Origin of the sequence: Pseudoalteromonas sp. CH_XMU1449-3 (assembly GCF_037027245.1) — a bacterium.
GTDB classification, from domain to species: domain Bacteria; phylum Pseudomonadota; class Gammaproteobacteria; order Enterobacterales; family Alteromonadaceae; genus Pseudoalteromonas; species Pseudoalteromonas shioyasakiensis.
In genome coordinates, this window is sequence record NZ_JAYMDY010000007.1 from 146,538 (window position 1) to 168,037 (window position 21,500).

Sequence of the window (21,500 nt, forward strand, 5' to 3'; positions counted from 1 at the left end):
GCCTATCTTAATTTTTTATAGCCTTACCGCATTCTTCAGACATTAAAAAAGCGAAGGCCACAACAACCTTCGCTTTTTCTATGCTTTATTTTTAAGCTAGTTTATCTGAAGCCACTTTATAATTTGGATCTTCAATCACATTCACTTCAACTAAATCACGCGCATTGTGTAAAAGTTGAATACAATCAGGGCTTAAATGACGTAAATGCAGTTTCTTACCCACTTTTGCGTATTTGTCTGCAAGGCTGTCAATCGCTTCAATCGCACTGTGATCAGCAACACGGCTATGTTTGAATTCAATGATCACGTCTTCTGGGTCATTTTTAACATCAAATAGCTCGGCAAAGTTCTTAACCGAACCAAAGAATAAAGGACCATGAAGCTCATACACTTTAGAGCCTTGCTCATCGATGTAATTGCTTGTGTAAATGTGTTTCGCATGCTGCCAAGCAAAAACTAAAGCCGAAACAATCACACCCACACATACTGCAATCGCAAGGTCTGTTACTACGGTTACGCCTGAAACAAGCACAATAACAAAAGCATCAGACTTAGGCACACGCTTCATCATTTTGAAGCTTGCCCACTCGAAGGTACCAAGTACAACCATGAACATAACGCCAACTAAGGCAGCAAGTGGGATCATCTCAATGAGGCTGGCTGCAAAAATAATGAATGCTAGCAGTATTAATGCTGCACTAATACCAGATAAACGTGAGCGACCACCTGAATTAATATTGATCATAGATTGGCCAATCATCGCACAACCACCCATTGCACCAAAGAAACCACAGGTAATATTTGCAGCGCCTTGACCAATACACTCTTTATTACTGTGACCACGGGTTTCAGTAATTTCGTCAATTAAGGTCAGTGTTAATAACGATTCAATCAAACCAATCGCCGCTAAAACTAATGCATAAGGGAAGATAATTTTTAATGTTTCAAGATTAAATGGCACCATAGGAATATGGAACTCAGGCAAGCCACCGGCAATCGTTGCTTGCTCATTGCCTGTCATTCCTTTTAAGAAATCAAGTACAGTGCGCGCTTCTAAATCAAAACCAATTACAATCGCTGTTACAGTTACAATGGCAGCTAACGATGAAGGTACAGCAGTGGTTAGCTTAGGTAAGAAATGAATAATAGCCATAGTTAACGCTACTAAGCCAAGCATAATATAAAGTGCTTGCCCTTCCATCCACTGTTGGCCGCCCATACCGTCCGGTACTTTAAATTGCCCTAGTTGAGCTAAGAAAATAACAATCGCAAGACCATTTACAAAGCCCAGCATTACTGGGTGCGGAACCATGCGAATAAACTTGCCGAGCTTGAAGATACCTGCGAGTACTTGCAGTATCCCCATCAATAAGACGGTAGCAAATAAATACTCTACGCCATGATCTAGAACTAAACTTACCATTACAACGGCTAGTGCACCGGTAGCACCAGAAATCATACCTGGACGACCACCAAAAATAGCCGTAATTAAGCCAACAATAAATGCGGCATATAAACCAACCAAAGGCTCAACATTAGCAACAAAAGCAAACGCAACCGCTTCTGGTACCAATGCCAACGCAACGGTCAAGCCTGATAGAATATCGTTTTTAGCAGAGCTTGGCGCTTTGCTGAGTAAGTTAAACATTAAGTTCCTCTTTATAGTGAATGCATTTCGGCAAGGCGCAGAATTCTAGCAAAATCCGCAAAAGTTAACAATTATTAACAACAAAACGGCTAGTACCTAAAAGCACTAACCGTTTTCGAAAAAATAAAACGTAGTAGAAAAAGATTAAAGAGGTAAAGACGTACTACGCTTAACGCATGTCATGGTCACATTTGAGTGAACTTCTTGAACAAACTCAAGGTTTAGTAGGTTATCACGAACAAACTGCTCATACCCTTCAATACCTTTTGAAATAATTCGAAGCATGAAGTCCATGGTACCCGCCATGCTGTAACACTCGGTTACTTCATCATAGCTCATAATTAAACGCTCAAACTCAGCTAGATTCGTTCTACCGTGGTTAGATAGACGAACATGGGCATAGACCAACATATCAAAGCCAAGCTTTTTCTCGTCAAGCAAAGCAACTTTACCTTTGATATAGCCATCTTGCTCAAGCTTAGCAATACGACGCCAACATGGAGATTGAGATAAACCAACTTTATCGGCAATTTCTGCCGTAGATAAGCTAGCATCCTGCTGTAATAATGCCAAAATTTGGCGATCTACTTGGTTCAGAGACATTTTATTTCTTTTTCTGTAAAAATACTGGTTAAATTATATAACTGATTTAAAAATCAGTCTGCCTATTTTCTACTATTTATGCAAAAAAATTGCAATTTTATACCGTTCCACTTACAAACTACTTAACTATTGTTACACGTTGGCATTAACCAAAACGTCCGCTAATAAATGGATTTGTTTTTCGCTCATGCCCTACGGTGGTATTCGGACCGTGGCCTGGCAAAATAGCAACTTCATCAGAGAATGATAAAATCTCCGACTTAATTGATTCGAGTAATTGCGCACTATCCCCTTTTGGAAAGTCAGTACGACCGACAGAGCCTTGGAAAATCACGTCACCCACTATCACCTGTTCTGAACCTTGGTGGTAAAAAACAACATGACCTGGCGTATGCCCTGGGCAATGGCGTACAGATAATTCAAGTTCACCTACGGTGATTGTATCGCCATGATTTAGCCACTTCGTTGGATAAAATGGTGTAATTGGTGCAAAACCAAACATTTGCGCTTGCATTGGCAAGGCATCAAACCAAAATTTATCATCTAAATGTGGGCCAATGATATCAACGCTAAAATGCTCTGCGAGTTGCTTTGCAGCGCCCACATGGTCTAAGTGACCATGTGTTAAGTAAATTGCCTCTAATTGGCAATTTAAAGCAGCAAGTTCTGCTTGAAGTTTGTCTGCATCACCACCTGGGTCAACCAAGGCCGCTTTATTCGTTTGCTCGCAAATGATAATGCGGCAATTTTGCGCAAAGCCAGTAACAGGAACAGCAATCACTTTCATGTTATTGTCCTTTTTGTAACTGTTCAAACGCCATTAAAATTGGGTATTTTAAATAGCCTTGATCATAAAACGGTGTACGCTCATAGAGCCAATGCAAGCGCGCATCAGCATCTTTTGCAAAGCTTTTATCTTCACGAATTTTTTTATCGAACTCTAAAGCCAATGCAGGTTTTTCTTTAAGCATTTGTCGTGCATAAGGCATTAAAGCGTAATTCTCAACGTATTCAGTGCGCTGAAAAATAGTATTAAACTCGCCCCAAGCAAAGAATGAATCTGGCGCTTCTGGGTGTAGTAAGTGTGTAGCCAGTTCTGAGTATGGCTGCTCAGTTGAGACTTTGTACCAGCCGGTCATATCGACATTTTCTACGGTGTTGTAATCAAATGTCGCCTCTACACGAAAACGTCCTTCAAAAGGTGCTTTTGCAAATGAGTAATCAGCAACGCTTGCTTGCGTTAATGGCTCAGAAGCAAAACCATTCACTGTCGTTACCTCTACGCCGTGTAATTTAAGCTTACTTACCAATTGGCTGTATGCTGGCGGAATATAAAACGCTGTAGGAACATTAACGGTCTTTTTAACGTCTTTTTGCCAAAAAACCGGTAATGCGTCATAGTTTTTAGCTTCACCTAAATATTTAACTTCAGCTTGCCCAGACAATGCGCTTTCAGTTCTTGAATAAGCGATCCCTTTAAATTCGATGGTATCTGGCTCTTTAGCATAACCACGTTCAACAACTAATTGTGTCGGTTTAAAATCGAGCTCTTTTTGAACCGCTTCATTAAGGGCTTTATCGTTTGCAGCTAAAGCGTCAATGGCACCATCAATAAATACATAAGTACCTAATACGCGCTGCTTATAAGGTTTTAAAGAGTGGTTCTCAACTAAGATTGTCGGTAATGAACGTAAATCACCCCAACCATTTGAAAAACGTGGTGTTGCCACCCAACCTGCTAAACCTTTTTTAAATTCACGCTTGTCCATTACAAAAACCAGTGGACCAGGAATATGCCCTGCTTTTTCGAGTTTGGCATCAATAACAGGTTTAAATAGATTATCCAGCGCTTGTGACACACTTGGTGATTCACTAGAAAAAACCGGATTATAGCCGTAGGTAACATCATATTGGTAATCAGCGCCATCGGTTACATGGACATCCACGTATAAATCTGGCTTAAATTGATTAATAACCTGCATCACACCGCGTACTTCGGGTGTATCAAGCTTAGTGTAATCGCGATTTAAATTTAAATTTAGACCATTCGTTCGAAAGCCCATTTCTACCGGGCCACGCTGATTAATACGGTTGTATTGGCTACTGCGCTCGTGACCATCAACATTTAAAATAGGAATAAACAGAATATTGACTTTGCTGAGAATATCGCGGCGTTTACCTGTTGCAATATCGCGTAGCAACATAAACATGGCGTCTTTGCCATCAATTTCACCACTGTGAATGCCTGCTTGAATAAAGATGGTTGGTTTTGTATCAGCAACAAGTTGTTTGGCATCAAACAAACCTTGCTCATTCGCCACTAACATCTTAACCGCACGACCCGCACTGCTTGTTGCAATTGTCGTTACTTTGAATTGTGTTGGGTTTGCGGCAACAAGGCGATCTACGAACGCCATAGTGTCTGCATAATCAGGCGATAAAGTGCCTTCGCTTAATTCAAAATCTGTGGTTAAAGGTCCTTTTTCTTGCATTAAAGACACACTATCGCCTTGCCATGGCAACAGTGGGGGTAAGTGGCTGTCTAAAGTTACTGCAGCAGATAAAAACACTAAACTCGCAAACATATCACTCTCAAGTGCGGTACTTATTCTATATTGGGGAAATTATAACAACTAATCTGAATGGATTGCGTAAACTGCGGTGATTCAACAAAAAAATGGAGCAAACGACATACGCTATGCAAAATCGTTGTTAGTTATGAATATTAATTAAGATCAAAAAAAGGAGCACTAGGCTCCTTTTTAAACTTTATGAAAAGCGAAATTAAGCCGCTAGGCCTTCTTTTGCTTTTGCAACAAGCGCTGCGAATGCAACTTGGTCATAAACAGCGATATCTGCAAGGATCTTACGATCGATTTCTACAGAAGTCTTTTTAAGACCATTGATAAAACGGCTGTATGAAAGACCGTTTTGACGAGCTGCTGCATTGATACGTGCAATCCAAAGTTGACGGAAAGTACGTTTCTTAGCACGACGGTCACGGTAAGCGTATTGACCCGCTTTAGTAACTGCCTGGAAAGCTACGCGGTAAACACGTGAACGTGCTCCGTAGTAACCTTTAGCTTGCTTTAAAACTTTTTTGTGACGTGCACGTGCGATAACACCGCGTTTAACTCTTGCCATTTCTGAAGACTCCTATTAAGCGAATGGTAACATACGTGAAACTAGACCATGGTCATTCTTATGAACCATCATCTTAGGACGTAAGTGTAATTTACGCTTAGAAGTTTTCTTAGTCAGAATGTGACGAAGATGCGCTTGTTTACGCTTGAAACCGCCAGAAGCAGTTTTCTTGAAACGCTTAGCCGCGCCTCTGTGAGTTTTTAGCTTGTAAGCCATTGCAATAACTCCAAATGTATTGCTTAAAAATTAGCAAGCAGGCGAGAGATATAAAAATAGCTCTACTTTTAAGGCCTAACTTACTGCCATAGTCCGGTGAAGGCTCACTACAAAAGCAGTGCAACCTTACTTATAACCGGTTATTTCAGGTGAACAGTAAACTGTTACTTGCAGACCTGAAATAAAATCGGTGCGTAATATACCCTGTTTATTGCTTTTTAGCAATAGGTGCCATCATCATAACCATCTGGCGACCTTCAACACGATTTGGGAATGATTCAACTTGTGAAACATCTTCTAAATCGGCTTTAACACGGTTTAATAATTCGATACCAATTTCTTGGTGAGCCATTTCACGACCACGGAAACGGATAGTGATTTTAGCTTTATCACCCGCTTCTAAGAACTTGCGTAAGTTGCGTAGCTTAACCTGGTAGTCACCTTCATCCGTACCTGGACGGAATTTGATTTCTTTAACCTGGATTTGCTTTTGCTTTTTCTTTTGTTCTTTTAGTTCTTTGCTTTTTTCAAAGATGAACTTACCGTAGTCCATAACCTTACAAACAGGTGGCTCAGCATTAGGACTGATTTCTACAAGATCTACACCCGCATCATCAGCGATAGCTTGCGCCTCTTTTAATGACACGATGCCAGCTTGCTCGCCGTCGATGCCAATTAAACGAACTTCTTTAGCTGTAATATCTTCGTTGATACGATTTTTTTGAGCTGTTTGTTGCCCTTTCTTGCCGCCTCTAATGGTACGATCCTCCAAGAATATAAAATAAAAAGCGTGTAGTTGGCTGTTTGTTTTGCCCTACACGCTCATGATTTATTGTCGATTTTTAATTTCTTCGCTTACTTTAGCAACGAAATCATCAACACTAAATTTGCCTAGGTCTTCACCTGTGCGAGTGCGTACTGCCACTTCTTGTTGTTCAACTTCTTTATCGCCAACAACAAGTAAATATGGAATACGTTTTAACGTATGTTCACGGATTTTAAAGCCAATCTTCTCATTTCTCAAGTCAGCAGCGGCTCTAATTCCAAGTTTATTTAATTTTTGTACAATTTCTTGCACATAATCTGCTTGTTTATCCGTGATGTTCATGATCACAACTTGCTTAGGAGCAAGCCACGTTGGGAACAAACCAGCGTATTCTTCAGTTAAAATACCGATGAAACGCTCAATTGAACCTAAAATTGCGCGGTGGATCATAACTGGTGTACGACGTTCGTTATTTTCAGCAACATAAGTTGCACCTAAACGACCTGGTAATGCAAAGTCTAGCTGTACAGTACCACATTGCCATGCACGGTCTAAACAGTCATAAAGTGTAAACTCAATCTTAGGACCGTAGAATGCACCTTCACCTGGTAGGTAATCAAACTCAATGTCGTTTGCTTTTAATGCATCAGCTAGTGCAAGCTCAGCTTTATCCCACATTTCGTCTTCACCGATACGTTTTTCTGGACGAGTAGATAGTTTTACAACGATCTTCTCAAAGCCAAACGTTTCGTATGTGTCGTAAACCATTTTGATACATGCAGAAACTTCATCCATGATTTGCTCTTCAGTACAGAAGATATGCGCATCATCTTGAGTAAAGCCACGTACACGCATTAAGCCGTGTAATGCACCTGATGGTTCGTTACGGTGACAACAACCAAACTCTGCCATACGTAATGGAAGATCACGGTATGATTTTAAACCTTGGTTAAAGATTTGTACGTGACCTGGGCAGTTCATTGGTTTGATTGCGTATTCACGCTTTTCAGATTCAGTTGTGAACATCGCATCTGCGTATTTGTCCCAGTGACCTGATTTTTCCCATAAACCACGGTCCATCATTAATGGGCCTTTAACTTCTTCGTAATCGTACTCACGTAGTTTTTCACGAACGAAGTCTTCTAGTTCACGGTAAATGCTCCAACCATCGTTGTGCCAAAACACCATGCCTGGTGCTTCTTCTTGCCAGTGCCATAAATCAAGCGCTTTACCAATACGACGGTGATCACGTTTTTCAGCTTCTTCTAAGCGTTTTAAATACGCTTTAAGTTGCTTTTTATCTGCCCATGCAGTGCCGTAGATACGTTGCAGCATCTTGTTTTCAGAATCACCGCGCCAATAAGCACCTGCCACTTTCATGATTTTGAAATGTTGACAGAACTTCATGTTTGGAACGTGTGGACCACGACACATGTCGATGTATTCTTCGTGATGGTATAAGCCTGGACGATCATCTTTCGCGATGTTCTCGTCTAGGATTTCCATTTTATAGGTTTCACCACGCGCTTCAAAAGTATCGCGTGCTTCTTGCCAGCTTACGGTCTTTTTAACAACGTCGTAGTTTGTTTTAGCAAGCTCAAGCATACGCTTTTCGATAGCATCTAAATCATCTTGGCTTAAAGAGTGTTCCATATCGATATCGTAATAGAATCCGTTATCGATGGTCGGACCGATTGCCATTTTTGCTTCAGGGAAAAGCTGCTTAACTGCATGACCAATAAGGTGCGCACATGAGTGACGGATAATCTCTAAACCATCATCATCTTTTGCTGTGATAATTTCTAAACGCGCATCTTCAGTGATTAAGTCACATGCATCAACACGAGTACCATTAACACGGCCTGCAATCGTTGCCTTGGCAAGACCTGGACCGATATCGCTCGCTACGTCATATGTACTTACTGGGTTTTCAAAACTACGCTGACTACCGTCAGGGAGGGTAATAACTGGCATTATAAATCCTTAATACAGTGGTGATGCCTACAATGCATCACATGTAATATTTTTAAAAAAATTTTATGTAACTCTGCAACGCTTTTACGAATAAGCATTGCTATTTAAGCTTGTATTTACTGAGTCTTCGCAAATACAAGCAGCTATTGTCGCCGCTCACGTTCTCAAATACAAGTAGTTAGAAGACTAAATTGACAATTAGTTAAGTCATTTCATACTTAGTGAGTCAGTACTTTTAGAGTGATGAAAATGCCAAACACGCGTACGTTCAAATTCGCAACGTTTAATTTATTAAATTACACCGCGCCACCCTACTCGTTTTACCAGTTACATGAACGCTATAACAATACGCAATGGCAGCAAAAACAATTGTTTGTAGCTAATTTCTTAAATGAGGCAAACCCTGATGTGGTGGCGTTTCAAGAAGTGTTTAGTCAGCATGCTCTAGAAGTGCAATGCAAAGAAGCGGGATATGATTATTTTAAAACGGTCGATAGCCCGTCCCATGATAGCCTTTATCCGCAAGTGTTATTCAATCCTGTGGTTGCGATTGCCAGTAAATACCCGTTTAAATCGGCCGATGCATTGACACCATGCCCTGAATTACTTGAGTACTTAAACAATCAAAATGAGTTCAAATTTAACCGCACCCCGATTAAATGCATGATTGATTTACCAGATTTTGGTGAAGTCTGCTTTTATGTTGTTCACTTTAAGTCACAACGTGTGCAATCAATGGCGCATATTCTTAATATTCATAACCTTGAAGATCCGTTGCTGCAGTTGTTACACCAGACGGTGGGTACCATGCAGTCGCAAATATCGCGTTCATTGGAAGCATCTATTGTTTATTATGATGCGCTAAAAACCCAACGCGAAAAGCAATGTGCAACGCTCGTTATGGGTGACTTTAACGATGTACTTACTAGCCCTACTTTATCGTTCATGACACAAGGGTTTCATCCTACACGCTGTGAGCCCTGCATAGAACATAACGAACCCGTTGTTGGCCTAACCGACAGCTACGAGTTTAGTCGGTCGTTTTATGATGAGAAAAACAAACCCTTTAGCCATTATTACCAAGGTAAAGGTAATGTACTAGATTATATTCTTGCCTCTGCACATTTTAATCCCGACTGCCAAGTTTCAAAGGTGAAAGCGCTCGACTATGAAAGTTATGACAAGCATATTTCCCCTACACAACTGACCGAAGACATTAGTGTAAGTGACCATAGTGTTATCGCTATAAAAATTCATTTTTAAAGCAACTGATTTTCATAACGTTACTTGCTATAATTGCGCAAATTAAGTTATTTAGAGAATGACCATGAGAACATGCGGTGTAGAAATTACAGGTAGCGACGTACTACTGTGTATTTTAACCAAAGACAATGACGTATTTGATATCCGTGATGTCAGACAAACACGTTTTACCTTAGGTAACGGTAATGACACAGAAGTAATGCGTAAATTCCAATTTGATTTCAAAAAATTAATGGAAGATTACCAAATTGACTCTGTAGCAATCAAAGAGCGCCAAGCTAAAGGTAAATTCGCTGGTAGTGCTAAAGGTTTCAAAATGGAAACGGCTATTCAGTTAATCGAGCACTTAGATGTGCAAGTTTTATCTGCAACTGAAATCAAAGAGCAGCTTAAGCGCAACCCAGTACCTATTGATTTTGAAGACACAGGCCTGAAAAAATTCCAAGAAAACGCATTCATTAGTGCTTACGTGTACATCATGCGTAAAACTTATAAGCAAGATGAGCCAAAAGCTTAATTGCTGCTTATTCTTAAAAAAACGTGCTACGGCACGTTTTTTTATACCTCAAAACCCATTCTTTATTCTGCTTTATTAAAATTACACTCTGTACATTAGTCTTATAAAGCTTTTCTTTGTCGACAATCTGTGTTTAGTTAATCAGGTACGCATGTTTTGAAATCATCCTAATTGATTGTTTCAATTCTTTTGCATCAAGTCCATAACAACAAATTAACCGGACACGGAGAATACAATGCAGACAAAGAACACACACTGTAATGCGCTTCCACTTACTCAAAGCTATTATCAAGGCCGTACAGACATTCCATTGATAGAACAAACAATTGGACAGTACCTTGACAACATTGTCGACAATCACCCTGATCACCCCGCAATTGTGGTTCATCATCAACAGATCCGATTAACCTATAGACAATACCAGCAGCAGATTAACCAGTTAGCAATGGGATTATTATCACTTGGCGTAAAACCTGGCGACCGGGTTGGTATTTGGTCTCCTAACAATATTGAATGGTGCTTAACCCAATTTGCTACAGCCAAGATTGGTGCAATTATGGTGTGCATCAACCCTGCATACCGACCAAGCGAATTAAAATACGCACTCAATAGTGTTGAGTGTTCAACACTTATCACAGCAAGTGAATTTAAAGCCAGTAATTATATAAGCATGCTCAATGAGCTCGCACCGGAACTTAAAGATTCACAAGCAGGTGAATTAAATTTAAACGCCCTGCCACATCTAAAAAATATAATTCGTATTGGTGATGAGCCTGCTACTGGCATGTTTAGCTTCAGCGATATCATGCAGCGCGCAACAGATGCCCATAAGCTAGAGCTTGATGCAATAGCTGCTACTTTAAGCTGTGACCAAGATATCAATATTCAATTTACTTCTGGTACTACGGGTAATCCAAAAGGAGCGACCTTATCGCATAAAAACATCCTCAATAACGGATTTTTGATGGCCCAAGCGATGAAGCTGACACATGAGGATAAACTCTGTATTCCTGTACCGCTATATCACTGCTTTGGTATGGTGCTTGGCAATTTAGTATGTATAAGTAAAGGTGCTACTGCAGTTTTTCCGGGTGATTCTTTCGACCCTAAAACAACCCTAGAAGTTGTTGAAAAAGAACGCTGTACCGGCCTGCATGGTGTTCCAACTATGTTTATCGCCGAGTTAGAGCTTAAAGATTTTGCAAACTATGACTTATCTAGCCTACGAACAGGCGTAATGGCCGGCTCAACCTGCCCTGAGCAAGTTATGCGTAAAGTTCACTCATTAATGCATATGAAAGAAGTTGTAATTGGTTATGGCCAAACTGAGTGTAGCCCGATAAATAACGTGACCGAAACCGACTCGCCTCTCGAAAAACAAGTTACCACAGTGGGCCGTGCATTAGCCCATACTGAAGTGAAAATTATCGACGAGCTGGGTGATATTCAAAAAGTTGGCATACCGGGTGAAGTATGTAGTCGTGGTGCTGGAATTATGCGCTGCTATTGGAATGATGAAGAGAAAACGAAAGCAACAATTGATCAAGACGGTTGGTTACATTCTGGTGACTTAGGTGTAATGGACGAAGATGGCTTTGTTGCTATCGTTGGCCGAATAAAAGACATGATCATCCGCGGTGGTGAAAACATCTACCCAAGAGAAATAGAAGAAGTTCTCTACACCTACCCAGGTATTCAAGATGCGGCTATATTTGGTATTAACGATGAAAAATACGGCGAAGAAGTATGTGCCTGGATCCAACCTAAAGATGATGCAGTACTTGATGAAAATGCCATTCGTGATTTCTTAAAAGACAAACTAGCCTATTTCAAAGTACCAAAGCACATCCGCTTTGTTGAAGAATACCCTATGACAGTGACTGGCAAACTTCAAAAGTTCAAAATGCGTGAACAAATGCAAGAACTCCTAAGCGAAACAGCCTTTTCGTAATCATTTACTTGCCCCCCCAAAAAAAATTTCAACCAAGCTCAGCACCGCTGAGCTTTTTAATTTATTAAGACACCCATATTATGAAAAGATATTAAGACACCCAAATTAAATTAAGACGCCCATATTTATTTAAGGAGTTAACCGAGCTTCATATCTAAAGAATAAATTTAAGAAGACACCCAACTTAATATTTCTCACTTCACAAAATTATGACTAAACTTAAATTGTTCAACTCATGGAGGAGAAGAGCATGGCAACCCCACGTAGAAACTTAATTAGCGTTTCAAACACACCTTACTATCACTGCATTTCACGCTGCGTTCGTCGCGCTTATTTGTGCGGGCAAGATCCACTAACGGGTCGTTCATATGAACACCGGCGAGATTGGGTTGAAAAGAAACTACTTCAACTTGGCAGGATGTTTTGTATTGATATTTGTGCCTACGCTGTAATGAGTAATCACACTCATCTGGTTCTTCACATTGATATAGCAAAAGCTAAGCGTCTAAATAATAAAGCGATTCTAATTAGGTGGCACAAGTTATTCAAAAGTACATTCCTATGCCAACGATTCTTAAATGGCGAATTGCTAACACAAGCTGAGCTCGTTGCGGTTAATACCAGAGTAAATTTATATCGAGAACGGCTCTGCAGCATTAGTTGGTTTATGCGAGTTCTTAACGAGGGTATTGCACGAAAAGCAAATCAAGAAGATGAATGTAAAGGGCGGTTCTGGGAAGGTCGCTTTAAATCACAAGCTTTACTTGATGAAGCAGCACTTGCCGCTTGTCTTGCATATGTTGATTTAAACCCTGTTAGAGCAAAAGCGGCTGATTTACCTGAGCAATCTGACTACACCAGTATTAAAGTACGAATTCAGTTAGCTCAAAACAATAAGCAACCAAAATCGCTTATGCGCTTTGCAGGTAAACCTCGTAAACATATGCCTAAGGGACTACCATTTGAACTCAAGACATATCTGCAACTTGTAGATTGGACAGGCCGCTCAATACGAGAAAATAAGCCAGGGAAAATCCCAGAGGAGGCATTACCAATACTTGAAAGGTTAAACATTTGTACTGAAAACTGGCTCACACTCACCACTTCCTTTACCCGCTCGTTTAAAAATACAGCGGGTAAAGAGCAAGCTATAACTGAGTATGCAAAACAGATGAAACGAAAGAGAAGAAGCTCAATAACTAATAGCCAAGCTTTGTTTTGCTAAACACTTAAACTTTTCATTTACTACTTTTATTCATCTATTTTAAAAAATAGAAAATTTCTACGTACTGAATTTAATTTCATCTAGAATTAAATAACTAATTTTTAAATTTAAATAACAACAAAGAACTAAACATAATTTGTACATAAATGAAGTCAACCAAAAGCTGTGGCTATCTAGCTTTTAACTACCAAAATTGGGTGTCTTTTTATAAAAATGGATGTCTCCTTAATTCGTTTTAAAAAAATGGATGTCTTTTATTTATTACACAACTCCTTGTTTTAACATAGCATCTGCAACTCGTTCAAAACCCGCTATATTCGCACCAAGTACCAAGTCGTGTTCATGGGAGTACTGCTTGGCGGTAGCTGAAATTGTATCGAAAATAGACTTCATAACTTGTTGAAGTTTCTCATCAACTTGCTCAGCTCGCCACTTTTGCATACTTGCATTTTGAGCCATTTCAAATTGACTGGTAGCAACTCCACCAGCATTTGCAGCCTTACTTGGCCCTAAAAATACATCATTGTCTTTAAATACTTTTAACGCATCAGCTGTGGTCGGCATGTTTGCCCCCTCGCATACAACAGAGCAGCCATTTTCAACCAAGGCTTCAGCATCTTTTTCGGTAATTTCATTTTGAGTTGCACAAGGAAGTGCAATATCTGCCTCATATCGCCATACATGATGTCCGTCGCTAGGATATTGATTTACTGGCGTAAACTCAGCATCTTTGTGCTCGTTCAAATAATCCCTAAGCTCAGCACCTCGTTCATTTTTTAAGTGTTTTACGAGAGCCACATCAAGCCCATCTTTACAATATAAGGTCCCTTTTGAATCACTACAGCTAAGAATAACAGCATCGTATTGGTCAAGCTTTTCCATCAAATACAATGCTACATTACCAGCACCAGAAACTAGGCATCGTTTACCTCTTAAAGAATCGCCTTTAGCATCTAGCATGGCACTTAAAAAATATGCAACACCATAGCCAGTAGCTTCGGTTCTCAGTGAAGAACCCGCCATAACCTCAGGCTTACCAGTTAGTACCCCTTCAAATTGATTAGTGATCCGTTTATATTGACCAAATAGATAACCAATTTCTCTCGCCCCAACGCCAATATCACCAGCAGGAACATCTGTGTTAGCACCTATGTGACGATAGAGTTCAGTCATATATGACTGACAAAAACGCATAATTTCATTGTCACTTTTTCCTTTAGGGTTAAAGTCAGCACCGCCTTTAGCGCCTCCTAATGGCAACCCTGTGAGTGCATTCTTCAAAACTTGTTCAAAGCCTAAAAACTTCACCACACTTTGATTGACACTCGGGTGGAACCTCAAGCCCCCTTTATAAGGGCCTAGAGTTGAGCTAAATTCGATTCTAAAACCACGATTAACTTGCACTTTGCCGTCATCATCAAGCCAAGGAACCCTAAATATTGCTTGCCTTTCAGGCTCAACTAACCGCTCTAGAATTGCCTGCTGTTGATATTCACTATTCCCTTCTACTACCTGATTTATTGATGAAAGCACTTCTTCAACAGCTTGATAAAACTCAGGCTCATTTGGATTAGACTCTTTAACTGATTGCAGTACCTCTTCGATATATTGCATTACAAAATCCTCTTTCAAGCTGTTGAAAATATTCAGTCTATTAGAATTAAACTGACTAAGACATAATATCGATCACTCATGTTTAACGAATAGTGAACACCGCTGATTGCTCCCCATCATATTGCCACTCAAAACGCAGTGGTTCATTTTGAGAATCATAAAACCAAACTTCTGCCACAAGCTCTAAGGCACTATTTGCCAGCATCACAGTCGACGTTAATTTGCTTTGTTTTAGAGGTGCCCGCAATAAGCATTGATCGTAATCAGCCTTATTATCATCGCCTTTCAAGCAGATATTTAAATACGCTCTGCTATCACCCATGTTCAAATCAACATCTATGTTTAGTTCTATCTTGCTACTTAAATCAAATTGAGGAGCAATCGTTAGGTCAGCCATTGTCTCTGTTTCTACACTCGTGTCAGGAGGTGTTGTTTCTGGTGGCGGCGTGCTTGTTGTGGGTGTCTGCGTAACAGTTGTATTTACCGCTTCAGTTGAAGAGCTACCTTCACCACCGCCACCACACGCAGATAACAATAAGCTTATGATTAATAAAGTATAATGTTTCATGACTATTCTCCTCGTAGAATAACATTTGCAAGTTTTGCATTATTAAACCAAAGCGGTTTTTCTCGTCCCTCTGATTCAGCAAATGCTCTAAAGTCACTATACGCATGTGTTATATCAACACTCTCTTTTGGGTGTGCCCATGAACTGCCAATCTCCATTGCCCAAGGTAGACCAGTTTCAGTTTGGAAATAATAACTTTGAGCACTATTACTGGCATCATCAGAGTCAGTGATTGAAAATAACTGTGAATTGAATTTTTCGGTTGGTTGTTGATTCTTAATATGAACTTCCCAACCACGTGGGTTTTGTCCAACTAAAAACTCACCATGATAGTGATCTTGAGCCGCGAAAATAAATGGGTCTAAAGTATATTTTGGCGCTTCAATTGTGGTCACTCCACTTTGAAGTGAAACGGTTAAACTAAACGAAACTTTGCTGTTGGTATCACAGCCTGTTTCAGTTCTAAAATAACTACAACTTGACTGCTTATCTGCATAATCCCAAGTGTCTGGCATGATAATGAAAATAGCATCTTCAACCCCTTGTTCTAATATAGAATGTGATTGTATTTCGCCATTTATCGTTAAATTTATTGAACTTGTATCTATCTGACTTCTTAATATTCGTTTATTAACATCATCGGCTATCGTTTGATACAAACGAACTGCAAAGCCATTATGAAAATCAGCACCAATTCCAACCAACTCCCCTTCTATTTTGTAACCAATGGCCTGACCTTCTTTATCAATCAATGTAGTCCGGTAATTTACAACTAAATCGTTAAAGTCATAATCACCAGCAAAAGGCCATTGATCTTCATAGGCAAGGGTTACCCAGCCATTCTCACTTGGATATACCAAACTTCCATATGTTGTTACCGGGTAATCCTCGACTTCGCCGCCTGTTACCCCACCACTTGCGGTAATTGGGTTAGCCTCGCTGCCATCGGTTACACGAAAGCGTGCCCATGTTGCTCCCATCACTGCATCACTCGGTACATCAACCAGCACACTGTTATCACCTTGATTTAAGCTGTATTTACTTACTGTGATTTCGTCTGGATCAAACTGGAAATTTTGATCCCAATCGAACCAAGCATATAAATAACCATTATCATTAGGAGCGGTCACAATTATCTGGCTGGTAGAGCCTGCAACAAAATCAGTTAAAAATTTAACACCATCATCTGAGCTATCGACGGGTGAAGCCTGTAAATCTGCCGGAGTGTTAATATTTTCACCATCAACAACGGCTCCTAAATAAACTAAATTTGATTGGTCTTCATTAGGGTCAAACAGATGGCGGGCACCACTATCAGCAAGCGCTGTTTTATATGGCATAGGGGCATCGCCAAAGTCGATCGAGTTATCAGTTACTTTTACTTCCGCAATAGCACAGCGTGCACCATCATTTTGATTCGATGTTGGCCCTAAGGTGAACACTGCAGCGGTAGGTGTATAACCAACCACAGGGCTGGTGCTTAAATCTACTTTATGGATTTTACCGCTGCGGTTATTACTAAAATAAAACTGACCTTGCACATCAAAGTAACCTGCACCATTAGCGCCAGTATCGCCGGCTATGTCGAGGTTAGCGACAAAAGTGGGTGTCTGATTATCTAAGTTGATTTCATAAAGGTCGCCGTTTGACTCAACCGCATACAAAAGATTGCTGTGTGGATGAAAAGCAAAATCATAAATAGCTAAATTCCAGTTCGCTGAGCCTGCAACTAATTGCGCCTGATACTCGTCGGCCTCTTCTGTTAAATCAATGCCATATAGACCAAATTTAGGGTGGTATAAATAGTAAACCGCCTGATTAGTTTCACTATTCACATGAATATCACCAACATAAAAATTGGTATCTGGCAGACCATTTACAATCAAACGTTGTAAAACATAATCGTCACCAATACGTACAACACTTCTCGGGGCTTGTTTGCTAAAGCCATACATGTACTGGTCTTGATAATTAAAGCCAACCGCATTTACGCTGTCGTTATTCGCCTCTGTTGTAAAATCCAATGACGCTGCAAGCACGGTGGTTTTGGCAGAAACTAGGTCAACGCCAAACATTTGCGCAGGCGAACCTTGAATCAAAAATGCTTTACTAGGGCACTGTTCAAATGGTGCAGCACTTACAAAGCCTGTTGCAAGTGCGGTTATTAGGTAAGCGGGTATGTTACTTTTCATAATTACACTCTCCTGTGGATGTGTTATTACTCAAAGCAGTAACCATTCCAAAATATAACTCACGCTATAACAAGGTGTTATGAAAAATCAGACTGAGTATTTGCAAGATGCAAGAGGCATAGTTGCATAATGCAATTCTTTTTAGCTATAAAAGCAAATCATTCCCACTTAAAAGAATGGCATGCTAGACTAGTTAGGAATAAAAATAATAATAAACCCCACTATGAAACTTAAAGCCTCTGTAATTCTGTACTTTGCCTTATCAATGAACAGTGCTTCTGCATCAACACTGCAACAAAACATTGATGAAGCCAGAACAATCAGTGACTACCAAAAACGATATGACTATTTAAAAGCCATCGATAAAAAGCTTATTGAGTCTGCCAGCCTTGCAGAACAAGTAAGTTATAACGTTAGATTAATTCACGTTCACATACACCTCGGCCAATTTCAACAAGCGCAAACTATCATTGATGAACTTGAAGCGGGCCCAAAATACAAAAAAGACGCCCCCATTTACAGCGAGTTGTATCTAGCGAAAGCGCGGTTGGCATATAGAAAAAGTGACTTAGAAACCGCAATTTATTTATCGCAACAAAATGTCGCCCTATTTCAGCGCTTACAACTTACCCATTATGAAATTGATGCCGTGGCGAGTCTTGTCAGTGCTTATCATAATGCTGGCGAGTATCAAGCAGCCTTAAACTTGCTTGAAGTTTATATTCACGACAACAATCGCGAATTAACCTTAAAGCAAAAAGAAATGCTCTATCATGGTTATTCGCGTAATCTTGAACAGTTAGACCGCTTAACGCTTGCACTCGAATATAAGCTAAAACGCCGTGAAGTTATTCAACAGATGTCGCCGTCTATCTCGTTACAAGCTGGCATAAGTTATTCAATTGCCCAAAGTTATTTAGATTTAGAACAATACGAAAAAGCAAAGAGCGAATTTATTATAGCCCTTAGTTTTGATAGGCAAACAGGTTCACTTTCTGATATCGGACATAGTTTAGTTAAACTATCCCAATGCGAATATGGGCTAAAAAACTACGATGCAGCACTTGAATACGCACAAGAAGCTCAACAGGTGTTCGCAAGTTATAACAGCGCACGAAATACTGCCTGGGCAAACCATAATATTGCGATAAATTTGCTCGAAGTCGATAAAGCAACTCAAGCATTAACCATTGAAAAACAAGTGATCACTGAACTCAAGCAAGACGATCACTTATATATTGATGTATTACTCACATTAGCAAAGCTATACATTGGCTCTACTGAGCACGAACAAGCTGAACATTTTGCTGAGCAAGCCTACAAGTTAAGCAACCAAAAAAATAAGCTGCAAAAGCAAATCACAGCCCTAGAACATTTGATCACTGTGGCAGTACAACAAGCTGATTACAAACAGGCATTGTCGTACCAACGGACTATTACAGAGCTTGAAAAAGGTTTTGCCCGCAACAACTACAATCAACGTTTAGCGGAGCTGCAAAACTCCATTGCGATGCGCGACCGTGATTTGGCCATTCAAGATTTAAAGCTCCAAGACAATGAAAAAAGCCAAGCAATTGCTTCACAGCGCCAAACTATCTTATACAGCATTTTATTATTTAGCCTGCTTTTAGCTGTAATGGGCATTGCTTTATTAAGAATAAGACAGAGAAAACAGCTTATTGAACAGCGCCGAAATTATCTAGATAAACAAATCAGTCAACGTAGTAAGTTATTATCACAAGTTGCTCACGAGTTAAGTGGTCCATTAACCGGGTTGCGCTTACACCTTGAAACGCTCCAAGCAGGCTTAACTCAATTTAATGAGCTTACATACGAAAAACTCAACCAAAAAATCACCGATATGGCAACTTTAGTCACTGATTTAAATAAAATTTCACTTTTAGAGCAAAGCAGCTTTCAGCTCAACGTAACAACACTTAATGCAGCTGAGTATTTCCAAAGCTTACACGCAGATATGGCAATCCAGCTTGATAAATTTGAAGTGAGATTCTCACAAAATGTTGCTGATGAATTAAACTTTGAGTGCGATGCAACACGGCTTTCACAGTTATTTGCAAACTTAATCAGTAATTCACTTAAGTACACAAATCACCCTGGTAAGCTTAATTTGAGGATTAGCCAAAACCAAACTCAGCTCTTAATCTGCTATGAAGATTCAGCCCCTGGTGTCAGCGACGAGAGTTTAGCAAAGATTTTTGACCATCTTTATAGAGTGCCAGACTTAAAAACAGTAAAACAATCAGGTTCAGGAATTGGGCTTGCGATAGTAAAACAAATTGTCGAAGCCCATAACTGGCGGATTACAGCAGCTCATAGCGAACTGGGTGGTGTCCGCTATGACTTAACGATTCCTATTTAGTTGATTTGTCTGGCCATTCGAACGCGCCAACATCACCAGGAAAGACAACTGGTGATTCAATACCGTCTTTGTTTACAGCGGCAACACCAAAATAGTAGTTATCGATAACAACATTTTTAAGGGTTGCTTCGGTTACATTGCCAACATCGCGGCTAAATTGCCATTGTGGCTCACTCGTGTAACGCCAATAGATTTTATAACTGACCACCGTTGGATCATCGCTTTTATGCCACGCTAATGTTGTACTTGGTTTTACTGCACCTGAAATACTAACGCCCGTTGGTGGCGCTGGAGCCCATGCCATTGAAGCCATTGTCACTGCATTAAGTGACGTTAACTTCGCCGCATAGGCAAAATCAACATGGTCAATGGTGTCACCGTAGGTAATACCATTTTCAGTACGCAAGTCTTGATGCTGTTGATTATAGTTTTCGTTGGTTTCCATTATACGCACAGCTGCAAAGCCAACATCGTTAAATGGACGGTGATGCCCTCCTCGACCAAAACGATCGAGTCGATATACCAACATGGTATCCAGATTTTCAATGTAGCGATCTGCGATTGTATCAATGTAACGTGCAAGGTTACGACTTGCAGAGTCAACTTCACCACCCGTAAAACGGCGTTTATGGGCTTGCTCTTTGGTTTCAATAACGCGAGTACCTTCAGAGAAGATACGTGCAGTTGTGTTATCTGTTACCCCATTAATGCCGGTTGAATTACCAATCATGTCGTTGTTTAAAACACCATGAACACGCCAATTATGCTCTTGTGCATATTTAGCTAAAATTTTACCGCCAAACAAGCCTTGCTCTTCACCAGATAAAGCTGCATAAACAATTGAGCCATTAAATTTATACTTTGATAAAACACGCGCCGATTCCAGCACGCCAGCCACACCAGATGCATTATCATTAGCCCCTGGCGCATCTGAGGTATAGTCCATTACATCAGACACTCTCGAGTCAATATCACCCGACATCATAACCATACGATCCGCATCAACTTGACCGCGCTGAATAGCCACAATATTGACAACTTCAACAGGGTTTGGAATACGCTTTTCACCAGAAATAGTGTCTTTTACTTCGATGATTTCTAGGCAGTTACCGCAGGCTTTAGAAATCGCCTCAAACTCAGACTTGATCCAACGTCTTGCAGCACCAATACCACGCGTATTTGATTTCGTCTCAGATAGAGTATGGCGAGTGCCAAAATCAACCAGCGTTTGAATATCTTGCTCTATACGTGCTTTAGAAACGGCATTTGCAATATCATGCAAAGCTTGTTGATCTTTATATTGAGGTGTTGTGGCATGAGCTGCCGAGATCAATAACAGCGATGAGCTAAACAAAGCACCCGTTGTTGTTATTTTTTTACGCTTAAACATAGTTTCACTCCTTCAATGAATCATTAAAGGCTAACTAATATTTCAATTC

General features: G+C 40.1%; 17 protein-coding genes. 5 read left to right on the forward strand and 12 right to left on the reverse strand.

Annotated elements, in window-relative coordinates:
• Positions 1-91: 91 nt before the first annotated feature.
• From WA256_RS10860 to thrS, 8 genes are all read right to left on the reverse strand, one after another.
• The gene (locus WA256_RS10860) at positions 92-1,648 is read right to left on the reverse strand and encodes a SulP family inorganic anion transporter (protein WP_062565307.1); all 1,557 of its coding nucleotides are present in this window, start codon (positions 1,646-1,648) and stop codon (positions 92-94) included.
• 144 nt (positions 1,649-1,792) lie between these two features.
• Entirely contained in the window at positions 1,793-2,251 is a 459-nt protein-coding gene (locus WA256_RS10865) for an Lrp/AsnC family transcriptional regulator (RefSeq protein WP_036968198.1), read from the reverse strand.
• Between the two features lie 145 nt (positions 2,252-2,396).
• Entirely contained in the window at positions 2,397-3,038 is a 642-nt protein-coding gene (locus WA256_RS10870; RefSeq protein ID WP_062565306.1) for an MBL fold metallo-hydrolase, read from the reverse strand.
• Between the two features lies 1 nt (position 3,039).
• Positions 3,040-4,836 (reverse strand): M14 family metallopeptidase, encoded by a 1,797-nt coding sequence (locus tag WA256_RS10875; protein ID WP_335991264.1) that lies wholly within the window; start codon positions 4,834-4,836, stop codon positions 3,040-3,042.
• A 199-nt stretch (positions 4,837-5,035) separates the two neighbouring features.
• A complete protein-coding gene (gene rplT, locus WA256_RS10880; RefSeq protein WP_036968189.1) occupies positions 5,036-5,395 on the reverse strand; it encodes a 50S ribosomal protein L20 in 360 nt (119 codons plus the stop codon).
• 15 nt (positions 5,396-5,410) lie between these two features.
• Positions 5,411-5,611: a 50S ribosomal protein L35 gene (gene rpmI / locus WA256_RS10885; RefSeq protein ID WP_054554888.1), complete on the reverse strand. Its 201-nt coding sequence runs from the start codon at positions 5,609-5,611 to the stop codon at positions 5,411-5,413.
• A gap of 208 nt (positions 5,612-5,819) precedes the next feature.
• Positions 5,820-6,383 (reverse strand): translation initiation factor IF-3, encoded by a 564-nt coding sequence (infC, locus tag WA256_RS10890; protein WP_082389338.1) that lies wholly within the window; start codon positions 6,381-6,383, stop codon positions 5,820-5,822.
• A gap of 57 nt (positions 6,384-6,440) precedes the next feature.
• Positions 6,441-8,351: a threonine--tRNA ligase gene (gene thrS, locus WA256_RS10895; protein WP_054561407.1), complete on the reverse strand. Its 1,911-nt coding sequence runs from the start codon at positions 8,349-8,351 to the stop codon at positions 6,441-6,443.
• Between the two features lie 249 nt (positions 8,352-8,600).
• On the opposite strand from thrS, the gene WA256_RS10900 reads away from it, so the two are divergent.
• The 4 genes from WA256_RS10900 to WA256_RS10915 all read left to right on the forward strand — a co-directional run bounded on the left by WA256_RS10900 (position 8,601) and on the right by WA256_RS10915 (position 13,307).
• The gene (locus WA256_RS10900; RefSeq protein WP_062565304.1) at positions 8,601-9,614 is read left to right on the forward strand and encodes an endonuclease/exonuclease/phosphatase family protein; all 1,014 of its coding nucleotides are present in this window, start codon (positions 8,601-8,603) and stop codon (positions 9,612-9,614) included.
• Between the two features lie 64 nt (positions 9,615-9,678).
• Positions 9,679-10,131: a DUF3010 family protein gene (locus WA256_RS10905; RefSeq protein WP_175078269.1), complete on the forward strand. Its 453-nt coding sequence runs from the start codon at positions 9,679-9,681 to the stop codon at positions 10,129-10,131.
• 235 nt (positions 10,132-10,366) lie between these two features.
• Positions 10,367-12,082: an AMP-binding protein gene (locus WA256_RS10910; protein ID WP_335991274.1), complete on the forward strand. Its 1,716-nt coding sequence runs from the start codon at positions 10,367-10,369 to the stop codon at positions 12,080-12,082.
• Between the two features lie 250 nt (positions 12,083-12,332).
• Positions 12,333-13,307, forward strand: coding sequence for a transposase (locus WA256_RS10915; RefSeq protein ID WP_335991276.1), 975 nt, complete (start codon positions 12,333-12,335; stop codon positions 13,305-13,307).
• Between the two features lie 261 nt (positions 13,308-13,568).
• On the opposite strand, the gene gdhA is transcribed toward WA256_RS10915, so the two are convergent.
• The 3 genes from gdhA to WA256_RS10930 all read right to left on the reverse strand — a co-directional run bounded on the left by gdhA (position 13,569) and on the right by WA256_RS10930 (position 17,681).
• Entirely contained in the window at positions 13,569-14,921 is a 1,353-nt protein-coding gene (gene gdhA / locus WA256_RS10920; protein WP_130166384.1) for an NADP-specific glutamate dehydrogenase, read from the reverse strand.
• Positions 14,922-15,003: 82 nt separating this feature from the next.
• Complete coding sequence (locus WA256_RS10925) at positions 15,004-15,489, reverse strand: hypothetical protein (protein WP_335991279.1); 486 nt, start codon at positions 15,487-15,489, stop codon at positions 15,004-15,006.
• Between the two features lie 2 nt (positions 15,490-15,491).
• Positions 15,492-17,681 carry an LruC domain-containing protein gene (locus WA256_RS10930; RefSeq protein ID WP_335991281.1) on the reverse strand — a complete coding sequence of 730 codons (2,190 nt, stop codon included), beginning with the start codon at positions 17,679-17,681 and terminating at the stop codon, positions 15,492-15,494.
• A 223-nt stretch (positions 17,682-17,904) separates the two neighbouring features.
• Here WA256_RS10930 and WA256_RS10935 point away from each other — a divergent pair, with 223 nt between their 5' ends.
• Positions 17,905-20,061, forward strand: coding sequence for an ATP-binding protein (locus WA256_RS10935; protein WP_335991284.1), 2,157 nt, complete (start codon positions 17,905-17,907; stop codon positions 20,059-20,061).
• Here WA256_RS10935 and WA256_RS10940 read toward each other — a convergent pair.
• Positions 20,054-21,451, reverse strand: a complete 1,398-nt coding sequence (locus WA256_RS10940) for a M28 family metallopeptidase (RefSeq protein WP_304637293.1) — start codon at positions 21,449-21,451, stop codon at positions 20,054-20,056. The genes WA256_RS10935 and WA256_RS10940 overlap by 8 nt on opposite strands.
• Positions 21,452-21,500: the final 49 nt, after the last annotated feature.

Coding starts and splice junctions, on each gene's coding strand:
- WA256_RS10860 (WP_062565307.1), bottom strand. CDS start 1,648: ATGTTTAACTTACTCAGCAAAGCGCCAAGCTCTGCTAAAAACGATATT.
- WA256_RS10865 (WP_036968198.1), bottom strand. CDS start 2,251: ATGTCTCTGAACCAAGTAGATCGCCAAATTTTGGCATTATTACAGCAG.
- WA256_RS10870 (WP_062565306.1), bottom strand. CDS start 3,038: ATGAAAGTGATTGCTGTTCCTGTTACTGGCTTTGCGCAAAATTGCCGC.
- WA256_RS10875 (WP_335991264.1), bottom strand. CDS start 4,836: ATGTTTGCGAGTTTAGTGTTTTTATCTGCTGCAGTAACTTTAGACAGC.
- rplT (WP_036968189.1), bottom strand. CDS start 5,395: ATGGCAAGAGTTAAACGCGGTGTTATCGCACGTGCACGTCACAAAAAA.
- rpmI (WP_054554888.1), bottom strand. CDS start 5,611: ATGGCTTACAAGCTAAAAACTCACAGAGGCGCGGCTAAGCGTTTCAAG.
- thrS (WP_054561407.1), bottom strand. CDS start 8,351: ATGCCAGTTATTACCCTCCCTGACGGTAGTCAGCGTAGTTTTGAAAAC.
- WA256_RS10900 (WP_062565304.1), top strand. CDS start 8,601: ATGCCAAACACGCGTACGTTCAAATTCGCAACGTTTAATTTATTAAAT.
- WA256_RS10905 (WP_175078269.1), top strand. CDS start 9,679: ATGAGAACATGCGGTGTAGAAATTACAGGTAGCGACGTACTACTGTGT.
- WA256_RS10910 (WP_335991274.1), top strand. CDS start 10,367: ATGCAGACAAAGAACACACACTGTAATGCGCTTCCACTTACTCAAAGC.
- WA256_RS10915 (WP_335991276.1), top strand. CDS start 12,333: ATGGCAACCCCACGTAGAAACTTAATTAGCGTTTCAAACACACCTTAC.
- gdhA (WP_130166384.1), bottom strand. CDS start 14,921: ATGCAATATATCGAAGAGGTACTGCAATCAGTTAAAGAGTCTAATCCA.
- WA256_RS10925 (WP_335991279.1), bottom strand. CDS start 15,489: ATGAAACATTATACTTTATTAATCATAAGCTTATTGTTATCTGCGTGT.
- WA256_RS10930 (WP_335991281.1), bottom strand. CDS start 17,681: ATGAAAAGTAACATACCCGCTTACCTAATAACCGCACTTGCAACAGGC.
- WA256_RS10935 (WP_335991284.1), top strand. CDS start 17,905: ATGAAACTTAAAGCCTCTGTAATTCTGTACTTTGCCTTATCAATGAAC.
- WA256_RS10940 (WP_304637293.1), bottom strand. CDS start 21,451: ATGTTTAAGCGTAAAAAAATAACAACAACGGGTGCTTTGTTTAGCTCA.